The organism is Bacillus sp. WMMC1349, assembly GCF_013155385.1.
Classification (GTDB): domain Bacteria; phylum Bacillota; class Bacilli; order Bacillales; family Bacillaceae; genus Bacillus.
Genome location: NZ_JABJUQ010000007.1, coordinates 3,002,361 through 3,016,430 on the forward strand (window position 1 = coordinate 3,002,361; position 14,070 = coordinate 3,016,430).

Sequence of the window (14,070 nt, forward strand, 5' to 3'; positions counted from 1 at the left end):
AAAAAAATAGGATCCTGTCAAGATCCCATTTACACTCATTCATTTTCATCAATGAATTTATATATATTTTCAACCAATTCAGCTGGATTATTCCCCGAAACCATTTCTCCATTGACAAGTGCAAACAGGTTTTGCATACACTGTCCGCAATAACTTAAACAACCATATTCAATGACATCTAAATTAGGATCCTTTTCCAAAACAGCTCTTGCCTCTTGTGAACCTTGAGCAAGATTGCTAACGCAAAATTCAACAATTGGAAACACGTTATTTCACCTCACATTGCTTATTATCGTACCTCAAGAAACTTCTCTTAGTCAAAACAGAGGTTTCATAAAGCTTTTGTAACATATTAAATCGCAAAAAGGTTTTACTAATCGTTCTTTCATAATAAATTTGTAGGTTGTTTTTTCGAGAAATATTGTGATTTTACATCAGATTAGATATAATTTTATGGGGTAAATACATAGTTTTTTATTTTTGCAGTGTAAAAAGATCAATGACAACTTCTAGGGGAAAAGGGGTATTCACAATGCAAAATTTAGTTTTATTAGGTGGCGGTTATGGAAACATGCGTATGATCCATCGACTGTTGCCAAATCAGTTGCCTGATGATGTGATGATTACTTTAATAGATCAAAACCCTTATCATTGTTTGAAAACAGAATATTACGCACTTGCTGCCGGAACAATCTCTGATCAACATATTAGAGTGTCCTTTCCAGCTCACCCTAAATTAAAAGTAGAATATGGTCATGTTTCATCTGTTAACTTACATCAAAAAATGATTTTTTTTAATGCCAGAGAACCAATTTCCTATGACGATGTTGTAATTGGACTCGGTTGCGAAGACAAATATCACAATGTATCTGGCGCACCTGAACACACTTGTAGCATTCAAACAATCGATCAATCTCGGATGACCTATCAGACACTCAACAACTTAAATGCCAAATCAACTGTAGCGATCGTTGGGGCAGGACTAAGCGGTGTTGAGCTTGCAAGCGAACTAAGAGAAAGCAGACAAGACTTGAACATTATCCTCTTTGACCGCGGCGAATTAATATTATCAAGCTTTCCTAAGCGACTGAGTCGTTATGTTCAAAACTGGTTTGAAGAACATGGTGTTAACATCATTAACCGTGCTAACATTACGAAAGTGGAGAAAAATATCGTCTACAATCACGATGATCCGATTCGAGCGGATGCCATTGTCTGGACCGCTGGGATTCAGCCAAATCAAGTTGTCCGTGATTTAAATGTTGAAAAAGATCCTCAAGGACGTGTCATCTTAACACCTCATCACCATTTGCCAGAAGATGAACATGTCTATGTTGTCGGAGATTGTGCAAGCCTTCCTCATGCTCCAAGCGCCCAACTCGCCGAAGCACAAGCAGAGCAAATCGTTCAGATTCTCGAATTGCGTTGGAAAGGGGAAGCGCTTCCAGAAACAATGCCAAAATTCAAACTAAAAGGTGTGCTCGGCTCACTCGGTAAAAAAGCTGGCTTCGGTTTAGTCGCCGAACGTCCTTTAATCGGCAGAGTCCCGCGCTTACTAAAGTCAGGGCTTCTGTGGATGTATAAACACCATAATGGATAGGCTTTTTGGTTGTTCATGAACCTTGGATGTATCAGGTTTTCTTATTTCTATGGGGCTATCCTGAAAGTCGTGTGGATGAATAAAAATTTGGGAATTTGCTCGCTTTCCGCGGGCGATCCGCGAGCCTCCTCGGAGCTCGTTCCTTGCTCCTGTGGGGTCTCGCCTAGCTCGCTGTTTCCGCAGGAGTCTCGCAATTCCCCCTGATTTATCTTGAAAAAGGACTTTTTAGACAGCTCCTTTTCTCGCCTTAATTTTTGTTATTATAAAATAACAATCCCAAAACATAAATGTTATTGGCATGAAAGAATACTTTTTTAAAAAACCCTTCTTATTAGAGTTAGGCTTCAATTAATTTCATCCAGGAAAAAGACAAATTCCAATAGGAAACTGTAATTTCCTAGTTTCTTTGGTTAAGCATGATTTCATCAACACTTGCTTTAGGGTAATTAAAAACACTCTCAGCAATGTGGAGTGATGTGGTAAAATATTCAATGTACAAAGTCTTGGCTCACTCAAGGGAAGCTGGCTCATCCCCTACCCTACGGAAAGGGGGTGAGGCTAATGACAACTTTTCAAGCGATCTATTTAATGATTGCTTTTGGCATGTTTATTCTTGCCTTGTTGTCGTATACAAATAAAAAATAGACCTTCCCTTGAGCCTGGAAAGTTCCTAGGGAAAGTCTATTTCCTAAATTCTTATGAGCCAGCCCTTCGATGGGCCGCTTTGTACAATGGACTCGACTGCTGGAACAGTCGGGTCTTCTTTTTTTATTTTATGCATTTTCTTTAGAAGATAAACCTCATTCTGTCTTTATGTTAAAACAAAAAACGACTTTTTGCAATGTGAGCGTTTAAAACGTTTTTTTAAAGTAGACGATTCCATAAAACTAAGACATTCTCAATTTATAATGCATTTCAATTCTAAAGGTCTTTTTGAAAACGACCACCTTTTCTATTTTTTCCTCCACACTAAGCCTTTATGTATAGTAAAAGAGTCTTTTGCTCTTCTCCAAGCCTATTATATGATAAAAGTAGAGAGCTTCTTTCCTGATTGGGATGAAAATTTCTCTTCTATGTTAAGTAATAGTTCTAAACAAACTTCATGATTTTTCATATGACAAACCCTGTCTGACCAATATGGTGAACAATATGCAGCAGTTATCGTAGACGTTGTTCATATCGCTCCTTGGAGTTTAATTCTTTTAACTTTCCTTTTTATGATTGTTAGATATTTTTTCCATTTACTGTTTTTCTTCATTATAAACAAAAGTACTTTATAGGGTACATTTTAACTTGTGAGAACCTTTTTTGTCTGTTCAATTGTTAATGATTTAGCATAATCGACCTTGAATCTGAAAAAAATAATCAAAAAGGGGTGCGATATGATTTTCAATATTTTTTTTGGTTTTCTTGTCCCTTGGTCGATTTTTTTGTACCATAAAAAAAAACCCGCTTTAATCATTTTGTTACTATCAGCATTAATTTCCTTTTTAGTTAATGATATTGGCTTTAGTTTAAAACTATGGACTGTAAAACCATTTGAATATGGAGTTTTATCAATGATTCCATACAATTTAGGATTATTTACTGTTGTCGGCATTTATATGATTCAATTTATTACCTCACACCAAAAACCTTTATTCTACATTATATTTACATCACTACTATTGACCGTTTTTGAGTTTGGTTTGCACATGATAGGTTGGCTTAATTATGGTAATGGATGGAACATTTTGTTTACCTTTTTCAGTTATCTACTGTCCACTACACTATTGTATTTATTAGCAAGGCTAACAGATCAACTAAGTGTTAAGCATTAAATAAACTAAAAAGGCGCCAATGTTGACGCCCTTTTAGCTTGTCCCTTTAAATGTCTATACAAGTGAATGTTCAGAATAGCTATCAAGAAAAATCGCTCTTCCGGCTAGCATCTGATCCGGGGACCCATCTAGAAAAATCGCTCTTCCGGCTAACGTATGATCCGGGGATCCATCTAGAAAAATCGCTCTTCCGGCTAACGTATGATCCGGTGACCCGTCTAGAAAAATCGCTCTTCCAGCTAGCATCTGATCCGGCGACCCATCTAGAAAAATCGCTCTTCCGGCAAATTCAGTATGCTCTTTTGGTTGAAGTAAAAAGCTTAAACCGATCAGACTGGTGACGATGACAGTTGCAAAGATGGTAAGGTATTTTTTCACTTTAACACCTCCATTCTTTTTAAAATTTGGTCTCTTGCATGATGAGACTTTTCAAAGTATCCTACAGCACTGTCTGCATCACCATTTTTCTTATAGTAAAGGGCAATATCTAATGTTAATTCCGCTATATCTGTCCAAAGATTAACCGTTTTAAGATATTCTAAAGCCTGTTCAATTTGGGAAGTATCGTACTCATCATACAGAGCATGGATAAGTGTAAATTTCGACAAATATTCCCTTTCTCCTGCATTTTTCGATCGAAAAAAACCTTTTTTATACCATTTATGTCCTTCTTCTAAAAAACCTAATCTGTATAAAACATGTGTCAGTTCAAAAATTGAATGAATACCATAAACAGAGTCTTCATGTTCTTTAAAATTTAGTGCTTTTTTAAAATGTTGTTGAGCATGATTGAGGAGATTCTGGTTAATATAACATAATCCCAAATTGTGATGAGCCATACCAATAAGAAGATTATTTTTGATGATGATGGCATTCTTTAATGCTTGTTTGTGATGTTTTTCTGCTTCCTCAAAACGGAGTAAATCAAGTTTGTTCGCTCCTATAATCATTTCACTGCTAATTGCTTTTTGGACATATTCATCATGGATTTTGAAGGTTTTTAAAGCTGTATTTGCATGGTTTAATGAGAAGAAATTTTGTTTGATTTGATAGTAGGCGATGGCGAGTTTGTAATGAAATTCTGCATTTTCGATTTGATCGGGGATTTTTCTAAGCTTGTCCTCAGCCAATTTGTAATAGTTAATTGCATTTGTATAGTCTTTTTTATGAAATTCATACATGCCGGAAAAAAAGAAAAAATAATAGTCAATCATGTCATCAGTACTTTGCATGTCGGCTTTTTGATATTGAATGTCTTCAAACAATTTGTTAGAGGCAGCAAACTCTTTTGTCAGCAGTTTGTGTCGATAATCTAAAAGATTGTAGTAAAGCAGCAAATCTTGATTTTCTTCCATGTTTGGCAATTGATGTTCAATCGTATACTTGATCGAAATCGCCTGAGATATCTCATGACGTTTAATTAAGATATACCATTGATTTAACATTTTGGCGACTTCTTCATAAGCAATTTTTGTCTTCAATCGCTTTCCTTCCTTTCCTTGCTAAAGTTTCCCTTCATTTTATTGTATTCATTTTACATAATTAAGCATTTTTTGACAATGTATTTATCTAAATATTAGAACAAATCCCCATTTGAAAACAGTATCTCTTTTTCTAATGGTACAAGGATTGAACTTTTGTTAAATCATTTAAAAAGTCTTTAATATCTTTTTGGGACAAAGGAACAAGCATTTGATCATAAAGGCTAATAATCTGTCCTTCTTCATCATCGACATGCTGTTTTAAATATTGTTGTAAAGCTTGGAGCTGATTTTCCTTTAGACTTGTTCTTGTTTCAAATTGTTTTATTTTTTTTACTGAAAACACATTGTTTTCAGTATCAAAGTGACCGGACAATATTTGCCCTTCAATAATGGACATAATCAACACTCCCGTATTTTTTAGTGTTAGTTTATCCGTAATGATTGAAGGGCAGTCACTTATTTTATTCAGTTGGTTGATATCCCCGTTTCTCCATTTCCTCATAGATATTTTTCAACTTTGGATTCCCCTCACCAATGATTTTGTCTTCAATAAGAACAAGCGGATAGAAGTATTCGTCATTTTGTATTCTTTGGGAAATCTCTTGTTTTTTAACGTCATCTTGAGGAGGATGGTGTATGTCAATGTACATAATTGAGAAAGGCTGATTAGGGTATTTTCTTTTAAGTGCTGCTTCAAGCCATTCGTATGTATCTTTTGATGAAGGAAGGTTAACACAGCTTGGGCATTGTACATCACTACCGTAAACAAACAGTTCGACCGGTTTTTTCATCATCATTACTCCCTTTTTTGTTTTTTACTTTATTTTAGTTTATTTTCACTCCATACTCCATTACAGCGATAAAAATTATTTTTTGTCTTTAATGAAATATGCTATAATGTTGTGGGAAAAGGTTGAAACTAATCAATAGCTTTTTATTGTTTGACTTCATATAATAGTTGTAATGATTTGAAAGGAGCGATATGAATGACGACAGAAGTCGAAATGAAAGAACAGGTTCAAGAAGTGCTTGACAAACTTCGACCATTTTTGCTTCGTGATGGCGGAGACTGTGAACTTGTTGATGTTGAAGATGGTATTGTAAAATTACGTTTACTCGGTGCATGTGGAAGTTGTCCAAGTTCAACAATCACCCTTAAAGCGGGTATTGAACGTGCCCTATTGGAAGAAGTTCCGGGCGTTTTAGAAGTAGAGCAAGTATTTTAACGAAAAGTCTGTCTCCAATAAATGGTGACAGACTTTTGTTGATTTATAAATAAGTTTTAAACCAATCACTAATATACTGAAGCCGCTTGATTCGCTGTTTTGGATGTCCATTTCTTGATAAGTTGTGAGATGCATTTGGAAACCTGATCAATTTTACCTGTTTACCTCGTTTTTTTAAAGCTGTAAAAAGCTGTTCTCCTTGTTCTATAGGGCATCTATCATCCCGTTCACCATGGAGAATTAACAACGGTGTTTCTACTTGGTCCACATACTTTAAGGGGGAACGATCCCAAAGATATTCAAAATCCTCAAACAGGTCTGCACCAACTTGCCACTTCGTGAAAAAATAGCCTATATCACTTACACCATAAAAACTGATCCAGTTAGAAATCGACCGCTGTGTTACCGCAGCTTTAAACATATTCGAATGGCTTACAATCCAATTCGTCATAAAACCTCCATAACTGCCTCCTGTCACCCCAATTCGACTTTGATCAATGAAATCATAGTGCTGTAGGACATAATCAACTGCTCCCATTATATCCTCATAGTCAGTCCCTCCGTAGTCACCCCTTACACTGTTCACAAAGTCTTGTCCATACCCATGGCTTCCTCTTGGATTCACATAAACGACTGCATATCCTTGTGCTGTAAGTACTTGAAATTCGTGAAAATACGTGTGTCCGTACATCACATGTGGACCACCATGAATTTGTAAAATGAGTGGATATGTTTTTTCTTTTTCATATTGAGTCGGTTTGATTAGCCAACCATGGATTGTTAAACCATCTTTTGTTTCAAATTGAATTTCTTCAGGTTCTGAGATCATATGTCCTTCTACAAATTCTTGATTAGCATTTGTCAGCCGTTTGATGATCCCGTCAAATGAGATATGATACAGTTCGCTTGGCCAAGCGGGTAGTGTGATAGCTGCAGCAAATCCCGTTTCATCAGGATGTAAACTAAATCCGTTCAGGTGCTCTTTTTCGATGCGAATTGGATAAACTAGCCCTTCTGTTGAAATATAATAAATGCCTGTTGCTCCGTCATCAGTTCCTAGTGTATAAAAACCTTTGCTATCCTTAGTCCAAATCGGATGTGGAAATTCACCTCCAATCAAACTATCAGAAATGAGTACATCACCGAGATGAACGTCAAACATCTCTGTTAAACATAGCAAGTTGTTTTCATTTACATTGTAGAGCCAAGCTTTTTGAATTGTTGCATTTTTAAATTCTTGTTGGTGTCCTAAAAAAGCAATGCACTGTCCATCAGGAGAATAGGCTAATGAAGAAAAAACACCGCTTTGTGTGGTGACTCGTGTCATTTCCCCAGTTGCTAACGTCATGATATAAACATCGGACACACGGGCTCCAGACAAGTTCATCACATTTGCACAAAAGGCAATTCTTTTCCCACAAGGTGAGAAAGTGTAACTATGGTGGTCTCTTTCGTAATTGGTCAACTGCCTAACGTCTCCTGTTTCTTGGTTTATGAGGACAAGCTGTGTATATGTTCCTCTTTTCAAACCTTGTCCATCTGCTTTATATGAAATCGTATCAATTTCAACAGGTTCATCATCTTTAAGCCGCTGTTTTTGTTTATCTGTTACATTTTCATCTTTCGTTAATCTGACTGAACAAAGCAACTCTGTACCATCAGGCGACCATATTGGATGTGACACACCATAAGGGATATTGGTTAGTTTTTTTGCTTCACCTCCGTTGATATTCAGAAGATAAACCTGTTCTGTCTCATCTCGGTTTGATGTAAATACGAGATTGCATCCGTCGGGCGACCAACGGGGATGCTGATTCCTTCCTTTTTCAAATGTCCATTGAACCGATTTTTGTTTTTCAAAATCATAAACCATAATCTGAGCATCGTAGGCATCATGTTCTTTGTTTACCTTTGTTTGGACATAAGCTAACCTTTTACCGTCAGGCGAATATTGGGGATCTGTAACAGATACTAATTGTGTAAGATCCGCTTCTGTTATATACTTCTTCAATAATGGCTCTCCTCCTCATCTGTTCTATTCTTAATATTTTGACTATCTAAATAAAAAACCTTTTCCTAAAAAGTCCTTTTTCAACATAAATCAGGGGGAATTGCGAGACTCCTGCGGAAACAGCGAGCCAGGCGAGACCCAAGAGGAGCAAGGAACGAGCTCCGAGGAGGCTCGCGGATCGCCCGCGGAAAGCAAGCAAATTCCCCAATTTTTATTCATCCACACGACTTTCAAGACAGCCTCCAAAATCTCGACAGCCTGTATTATTTTCCTTAAAATATCATCTATTACATTGAGGAAAACCTAAAAGGGCGGTGTTCATGATGTTCAATACAAGGGGTTTTTCTCAAAACGAAGCGGAATTCGTACTGCTTGACCAACTAGTTGAAGAGGATCATCTACTTCGTAAAACCTTATTACAGTAAAAACAATGGTCGCCCCTCACTTGATCCACTGATTTTATTCAAAATGATGTTTGGTATCCGTTCAGAAAGACAGCTACATCTGTCCAAATGGAATCGAAAAGGCTACAGATTTTATAATTCAAATTCTGAACAGTGCGCCCCATGCCCTCTGCTTGAGAACTGTACACGATCGAAAAAACATCAAAAAGTCATCTCTAGGCACGTATGGGAAGTCATAAAGAAAAGGTCAGACAAAATCGCTTGTCTGCCTCAGGAAAAATACTTTATCAAAAAATAGAGCGAAGCTTTGCAGATTCAAAACAACTGCATGGGCTTCGCTACTGTCGGTTGAGAGGAAAACAAAATGTGAGGAACAAGTTCTCCTCACAACCGCCTGCCAGAATATGAAGAAGATTACCACACACTTAGCCAAGATAGGCTAGGTGTGTGGCAGCCCTTTTCTGTTCTTTCATTAAAATAAAAAGGTTTGTAGAAAAACATAGATTTTTCTACAAGCTGAGGAGCTGTCTAAATAGTCCTTTTTCAACATAAATCAGGGGGGTATTGCGAGCCCCCTGCGGAAACAGCGAGCCAGGCGAGACCCAAGAGGAGCAAGGAACGAGCTCCGAGGAGGCTCGCGGAAAGCGAGCAAAATCCCCAATTTTTATTCATCCACACGACTTTCAGGACAGCCCCTTTTCTTATGTTTGTTGATCCTATAAAGTCACATGGCTCGTTTAAAGCTCCCTTTCTTTCTTTAAATATCTCCTTAACAATAAGCTCCCAAACCATTTCAAGCTCTTTTGATCACGCTCCCTGTATTTGGTACATGAAGACAGTCAACCACACAATGTGGGAACTTTGTGGACAAATGCGTTTTCAATTCTTCTCCTTTTCCTTTTTCAATCAAACTGAGAATCGTTGGTCCGGCACCACTTAAGGCCGTTCCGTATGCACCTTTTAAACGAGCTTCATCCTCTACTTTGACGAGTTCAGGGACAAGTGTTCTTCGATATGACTGATGGAAAAGATCTTTTTTCATCATCTGTCCGACAAGCTGCCAATTCTTTGACATCAGTCCTGCGACAAGTAAATTGCTAATCGCACTGGCTTTCACCGCAAGATGATATGTGAGTTCTTCTGGAAGAACATGTCGTGCATCTTTTGTCAGTACTTCATATGAGGGGATCACAACGACAACATCCACATCAATATCTTTAATAGGCACGATCTTTGTTTCTTCAGGTTCGTGAAGTCCGATAATCAGTCCGCCTAAAAGTGAAGCACCTGCATTGTCAGGATGACCTTCTTCAAGACTGGCAAAATGCAATTTATCACTTTCTGTCAGCTGTAAATCAGCAAGCTCATTTGCCATCTCAATTCCAGCAACTATTGCAGCGGCACTGCTACCAAGCCCTCGAGCTAACGGGATGTCGCTCCATACTTTAACAAAACTTGGAGGAAGCTGCTTTCCAAAATGATCCGCAGTTCGTTTTGCGACTTGATAAATCAAATGATCAGTTCCTTCTGGAGTTCCTGCAACAACATCTGTTTCAGCTTGAAAATGCCAATATTGATGAGGAAATACCGATAATTTCAAATAGCGAGAAAGCGCCATACCAATGGAATCAAAGCCAGGGCCTAAATTAGCCGTACTTGCCGGTACTTCAATCGAAAACAGCATGTCAGCCTCTGTCATACTTGAGCGGCTCCTTGTAAGTACTTCAGAATCTGTTGTTCATCAGTTGGAAGTGTCACAGGTTTGAATTTCGATACGTCGATCGCAATATTTGGATCTTTCAATCCGTTTCCTGTTAAAACAGCAACAACCTTTGTCCCTGGCTGAATTTCGTTTGTTTTTAGCTGTTTTATGATACCGGCAATTGAAGCACAGGAACCTGGCTCAGCAAAAACCCCTTCTTCCTTGGCTAAAAGTTGATAAGCCGAAAGAATCTCCTCGTCTGATACAGCGGCGATTTTTCCGTTTGATTCATTTGCTGCATTGACCGCTTGCTTCCAGCTGGCCGGATTTCCGATTCTAATTGCGGTTGCAACTGTTTCAGGATGTTCGATTATTCTGTTGTTGACGATCGGTGCAGCACCTTCAGCCTGAAAACCGCGCAGCACCGGTAAACCTGTTTGATGTTTTTCGTGAAATTCTTTAAAACCTTTCCAATAAGCTGTAATATTCCCAGCATTTCCTACAGGGATTGCAAGAATATCAGGTGATTCACCAAGCTGTTCGCAAATTTCAAATGAAGCCGTTTTTTGCCCTTCAATTCGATAAGGGTTTACAGAGTTAACTAATGCAATCGGCTCTTTCTCACAAATATTTCTAACCATTTTTAGTGCATCATCAAAATTTCCATTAATAGCAATAATCTCGGCTCCATACATAACAGCTTGAGCCAATTTTCCGAAGGCGATTTTACCATTCGGAATAATTACAATACACCTCATATTCGCACGAGCCGCATAGGCTGCTGCAGCAGCTGATGTATTGCCTGTTGAAGCACACATAATCGTATCGTTTCCCGCTTCTTTCGCTTTTGCCACCGCCATCACCATACCGCGGTCTTTAAAAGAACCTGTCGGGTTTACACCTTCTGTTTTCACATAAAGCTCAATTCCAAATCGCTTTGAAAGTTTCGGTAAATAAACAAGTGGTGTATTTCCTTCATATAATGTTAGTTCAGGTGTATTCTCAGTTACTGGAAGATCATTTTTATATTGATGAATAATTCCTTTCCACATTAGCTCCAACCGTTCCCTTCTACTCGATAAGTACTTTTAATCTCATGAACAACCTCTAGATCGTTTAATTGTTGCAAGATCTCAGTAAAGTCTGCTTCTGATGCGTGATGTGTCACAATAATGATTTCTGCTAAATCTTCATTGTCTTTAATCGGGAGCTGAAGAATTTTTTCAAAACTGACGCCTCTTTCTGAGAAAGTTGAGGTGATTTTTGAAAATGATCCAACTTGATCTTTTACATGAATTCTTAAAAACTGTTGGGCAAAGATTTCTGCAGGCGACTTCATTTTTTTCTCAAACTGAGGATCAACAAAACTGCTGCCAGTTACTCCAAGCCGCATGTTTTTCATCACAGAGACTAAGTCTGATACAACAGCAGTCGCAGTTGGCATACTCCCTGCACCAGGTCCGTAAAACATCGTTTCACCGACAGCTTCACCGTAAACATAAACGGCGTTGTACTCATTATGAACAGATGCCAGTGGATGGTGCTCTGGAAGCAATGTTGGTTGAACACTCACTTCCACTTTTTGTCCGTCTCGCTGAGCAATACCAATCAGCTTCATCGTATAACCAAGCCGTCTGCTGAAACTGATGTCTTCATCAGATACTTGAGAAATCCCCTTTACTTTAACATCATCAAGTGCAACATTCATCGAGAAACCGAGCCTTGCTAATATGGCCATTTTTCTTGCCGCATCAAGCCCTTCTACATCAGCAGTCGGATCCGCTTCTGCAAAGCCTAGCCTTTGTGCTTCTTTAAGAACCTCTCCATATGGTGCCTTATCTTTGTTCATTTTTGTTAAAATAAAATTCGTTGTTCCATTTACGATTCCCATCATTTTTGTAATTCTGTCTGAAGCAAGTCCCTCTTCCAACGTCCGCAAAATCGGAATTCCTCCGGCAACACTTGCTTCAAAGTAGAGGTCACAGCCATTTTCTTTCGCACAAGCTAATAGCTCTGACCCATAAAGAGCGATCAAATCTTTATTGGCCGTTACAACGTGTTTTTTGGCGCGAAGTGTATCAAGTAAGTACTGCTTTGTTTCCTCAATACCCCCAATCACTTCAATAATGACATCGACTTCAGGATCTTCAATGACTTCATAAGCATTTGTTGTCAATATATCTCTCGAAAGCTCCACATCTCGCATTTTGTCAATATTTTTGACAAGTACTTTTTGAATGACAACTGGACACCCAACCTGATGTGTCAGTTTATCCTGGTGATCCTGAATAATTTTTACGACTCCACTGCCTACCGTTCCTAAACCTAGAAGTCCTACTCGTATCGCCTTCATTAAAATTCCGCCTTTCTATCTATATTATGTCTCTTGTATAAAGACATTTGTAAACACTATAAATACATTCGAGTTAAAGAACATTATAATCGTGGAGTTGTTTTTTGACAAGGTGTTATTTTACGAATAATCACAATTGTAACCGCTTTAAAAGTTAATATATCAAGATTCTATATATTCAGAAATATTTTATTTTCGTTTTTTAGCTACCCTGCCTTAAAACGCATTTTGGCTGTATCATCGCTTTTCTTATTCCTACACTAGAACTGTTATGATAGCAACAGGCTGTCCGATAGCTGAATACTGTTTTAGGATGTGCATTTTAACCAGATCAAAACGCTATTTCAGTTTTTAGTTACTGGCATCGACGATTACCCGATGCCAGTCATCAGCCAGCAAAGTTTAGTAGTTTCTTTTTAGCCATTTTACAGACGGAATATTAACATATCCCTTAGCTTTTGTGCAGTACATGTCTTGGAACGTTGCTAAAAACTTTTCATATCTTTGTGCTTGACTCACAATATCTTCAAGACGTTTTTCATAAAAGGGATGCTCTGATTCCGGGGATAGATAATAATTTTCAACAGTTTCAAAAAAGTGAAGTGGACATAACAATCTGCTAAACAGCAATCGTTTAGAGAATGATGACAGCGGAATGACTTGTTCATACTGCTGTAAAAACAAAGCGATTTCCTGAAAATCTTGGTTTTTTTGAAACAAACTTCTCGTATATTCTGCAAGGTCCCGAGCTGCATGGTCAAATACCCATTCCACTGGAACCTTTATAAGGGGACTTTCCCAAGTCAGACGCTGGCAACAAATTGTCCCTGAATCTGCTGTCTGCGGCTGATCATCTAATTCAGTATCTGCTAAATACTGAATCGCGTTTTCTGTTAAACCTAAATAATAAGGAAATGATTCAATAAAGACTTTTTCAAAAGGTTGCAACGGTTCTGATTGTGTTTTTTTAATCCAAAACTGTTCAAGTTGGTCAAGGCGTTTTCCCCATAAATTTTTCCACTGCCCGATTCTTGTCAGTTCTTTCACTTCATATGGATAACCTCTCCCTTTTTGATGAAATTGGGCAAGTTCAGTTCCGAGTGAAACAGATCTTTTCGGATGACGCTGATCAGCCTGCAGCAATACATATGATGTTCCATTGCTTTCAAAGGTCAGTGAACCATCTTTTGTTAATATAAAAGAGCAAACGTATGGTTCTTGTTGTTCTTGTAAATAATGACTGATGTAATATAGTTCCATAAGTTCAGCTTGGCTGAATTGAGAGACAGGGACAATTAAAACAATTGAATTTGGTGTTTGAAAGGATTGATAAGAGAGGTGATGAGAAAGATCACGAACATGGATTCCAAACTTTTCTTTTATTATTTCCTTCACCATATATCACCTTCATTCCTGAAAAATAAGCCTTCTTCACATCGTAATCAGATCAACATACAAATATGATGAATC

The 14,070-nt window shown here is 37.9% G+C and carries 13 protein-coding genes and 2 pseudogenes; 5 read left to right on the top strand and 10 right to left on the bottom strand.

From position 1 onward, the window contains the following. Positions 1 to 35: 35 nt before the first annotated feature. Positions 36 to 266, bottom strand: coding sequence for a YuzB family protein (locus HOO54_RS17860; protein WP_172297607.1), 231 nt, complete (start codon positions 264 to 266; stop codon positions 36 to 38). 266 nt (positions 267 to 532) lie between these two features. Between HOO54_RS17860 and HOO54_RS17865 the strand changes: the two genes are divergently transcribed. From HOO54_RS17865 to HOO54_RS17870, 3 genes are all read left to right on the top strand, one after another. Beyond that, positions 533 to 1,600: an NAD(P)/FAD-dependent oxidoreductase gene (locus HOO54_RS17865; protein WP_172297609.1), complete on the top strand. Its 1,068-nt coding sequence runs from the start codon at positions 533 to 535 to the stop codon at positions 1,598 to 1,600. A gap of 561 nt (positions 1,601 to 2,161) precedes the next feature. After that, the gene (locus tag HOO54_RS25235) at positions 2,162 to 2,245 is read left to right on the top strand and encodes a putative holin-like toxin (protein ID WP_375335844.1); all 84 of its coding nucleotides are present in this window, start codon (positions 2,162 to 2,164) and stop codon (positions 2,243 to 2,245) included. Between the two features lie 737 nt (positions 2,246 to 2,982). Then, complete coding sequence (locus tag HOO54_RS17870) at positions 2,983 to 3,420, top strand: CBO0543 family protein (RefSeq protein WP_172297611.1); 438 nt, start codon at positions 2,983 to 2,985, stop codon at positions 3,418 to 3,420. Between the two features lie 54 nt (positions 3,421 to 3,474). On the opposite strand, the gene HOO54_RS17875 is transcribed toward HOO54_RS17870, so the two are convergent. The 4 genes from HOO54_RS17875 to HOO54_RS17890 form a co-directional block, all read right to left on the bottom strand. Further along, a complete protein-coding gene (locus HOO54_RS17875) occupies positions 3,475 to 3,798 on the bottom strand; it encodes a hypothetical protein (protein ID WP_172292309.1) in 324 nt (107 codons plus the stop codon). Continuing rightward, complete coding sequence (locus HOO54_RS17880; protein ID WP_172297613.1) at positions 3,795 to 4,901, bottom strand: tetratricopeptide repeat protein; 1,107 nt, start codon at positions 4,899 to 4,901, stop codon at positions 3,795 to 3,797. Before HOO54_RS17880 ends, HOO54_RS17875 begins: the two co-directional genes overlap by 4 nt. A 133-nt stretch (positions 4,902 to 5,034) precedes the next feature. After that, a complete protein-coding gene (locus HOO54_RS17885; RefSeq protein WP_172297615.1) occupies positions 5,035 to 5,301 on the bottom strand; it encodes a hypothetical protein in 267 nt (88 codons plus the stop codon). 64 nt (positions 5,302 to 5,365) lie between these two features. After that, on the bottom strand, positions 5,366 to 5,695 hold the full coding sequence (locus HOO54_RS17890) for a YuzD family protein (protein ID WP_172297617.1): 330 nt from the start codon (positions 5,693 to 5,695) through the stop codon (positions 5,366 to 5,368). 135 nt (positions 5,696 to 5,830) lie between these two features. On the opposite strand from HOO54_RS17890, the pseudogene HOO54_RS17895 reads away from it, so the two are divergent. Further along, positions 5,831 to 6,130, top strand: a pseudogene (locus HOO54_RS17895) (NifU family protein). Between the two features lie 43 nt (positions 6,131 to 6,173). On the opposite strand, the gene HOO54_RS17900 reads toward HOO54_RS17895, so the two are convergent. Further along, positions 6,174 to 8,141: an alpha/beta hydrolase family protein gene (locus HOO54_RS17900; protein ID WP_172297619.1), complete on the bottom strand. Its 1,968-nt coding sequence runs from the start codon at positions 8,139 to 8,141 to the stop codon at positions 6,174 to 6,176. Between the two features lie 490 nt (positions 8,142 to 8,631). Between HOO54_RS17900 and HOO54_RS24450 the strand changes: the two are divergent. Continuing rightward, positions 8,632 to 8,988: pseudogene (locus HOO54_RS24450) on the top strand (transposase); the annotation flags it as partial. 350 nt (positions 8,989 to 9,338) lie between these two features. Here HOO54_RS24450 and thrB read toward each other — a convergent pair. From thrB to yutH, 4 genes are all read right to left on the bottom strand, one after another. After that, positions 9,339 to 10,244, bottom strand: a complete 906-nt coding sequence (thrB, locus tag HOO54_RS17910; protein ID WP_172297623.1) for a homoserine kinase — start codon at positions 10,242 to 10,244, stop codon at positions 9,339 to 9,341. Beyond that, on the bottom strand, positions 10,241 to 11,299 hold the full coding sequence (thrC, locus tag HOO54_RS17915; protein ID WP_172299681.1) for a threonine synthase: 1,059 nt from the start codon (positions 11,297 to 11,299) through the stop codon (positions 10,241 to 10,243). Before thrC ends, thrB begins: the two co-directional genes overlap by 4 nt. Next, positions 11,299 to 12,600, bottom strand: coding sequence for a homoserine dehydrogenase (locus HOO54_RS17920; protein WP_172297625.1), 1,302 nt, complete (start codon positions 12,598 to 12,600; stop codon positions 11,299 to 11,301). Before HOO54_RS17920 ends, thrC begins: the two co-directional genes overlap by 1 nt. Before the next feature lie 402 nt (positions 12,601 to 13,002). Then, on the bottom strand, positions 13,003 to 13,998 hold the full coding sequence (gene yutH / locus HOO54_RS17925) for a spore coat putative kinase YutH (RefSeq protein WP_172297627.1): 996 nt from the start codon (positions 13,996 to 13,998) through the stop codon (positions 13,003 to 13,005). Between the last annotated feature and the right edge of the window lie 72 nt (positions 13,999 to 14,070).

Excerpts from the sequence above, each read along its gene's own strand:
- HOO54_RS17885 (WP_172297615.1), bottom strand. The coding sequence starts at position 5,301 with ATGTCCATTATTGAAGGGCAAATATTGTCCGGTCACTTTGATACTGAA.
- HOO54_RS17920 (WP_172297625.1), bottom strand. The coding sequence starts at position 12,600 with ATGAAGGCGATACGAGTAGGACTTCTAGGTTTAGGAACGGTAGGCAGT.
- thrB (WP_172297623.1), bottom strand. The coding sequence starts at position 10,244 with ATGACAGAGGCTGACATGCTGTTTTCGATTGAAGTACCGGCAAGTACG.
- HOO54_RS25235 (WP_375335844.1), top strand. The coding sequence starts at position 2,162 with ATGACAACTTTTCAAGCGATCTATTTAATGATTGCTTTTGGCATGTTT.
- thrC (WP_172299681.1), bottom strand. The coding sequence starts at position 11,299 with ATGTGGAAAGGAATTATTCATCAATATAAAAATGATCTTCCAGTAACT.
- yutH (WP_172297627.1), bottom strand. The coding sequence starts at position 13,998 with ATGGTGAAGGAAATAATAAAAGAAAAGTTTGGAATCCATGTTCGTGAT.
- HOO54_RS17870 (WP_172297611.1), top strand. The coding sequence starts at position 2,983 with ATGATTTTCAATATTTTTTTTGGTTTTCTTGTCCCTTGGTCGATTTTT.
- HOO54_RS17890 (WP_172297617.1), bottom strand. The coding sequence starts at position 5,695 with ATGAAAAAACCGGTCGAACTGTTTGTTTACGGTAGTGATGTACAATGC.
- HOO54_RS17865 (WP_172297609.1), top strand. The coding sequence starts at position 533 with ATGCAAAATTTAGTTTTATTAGGTGGCGGTTATGGAAACATGCGTATG.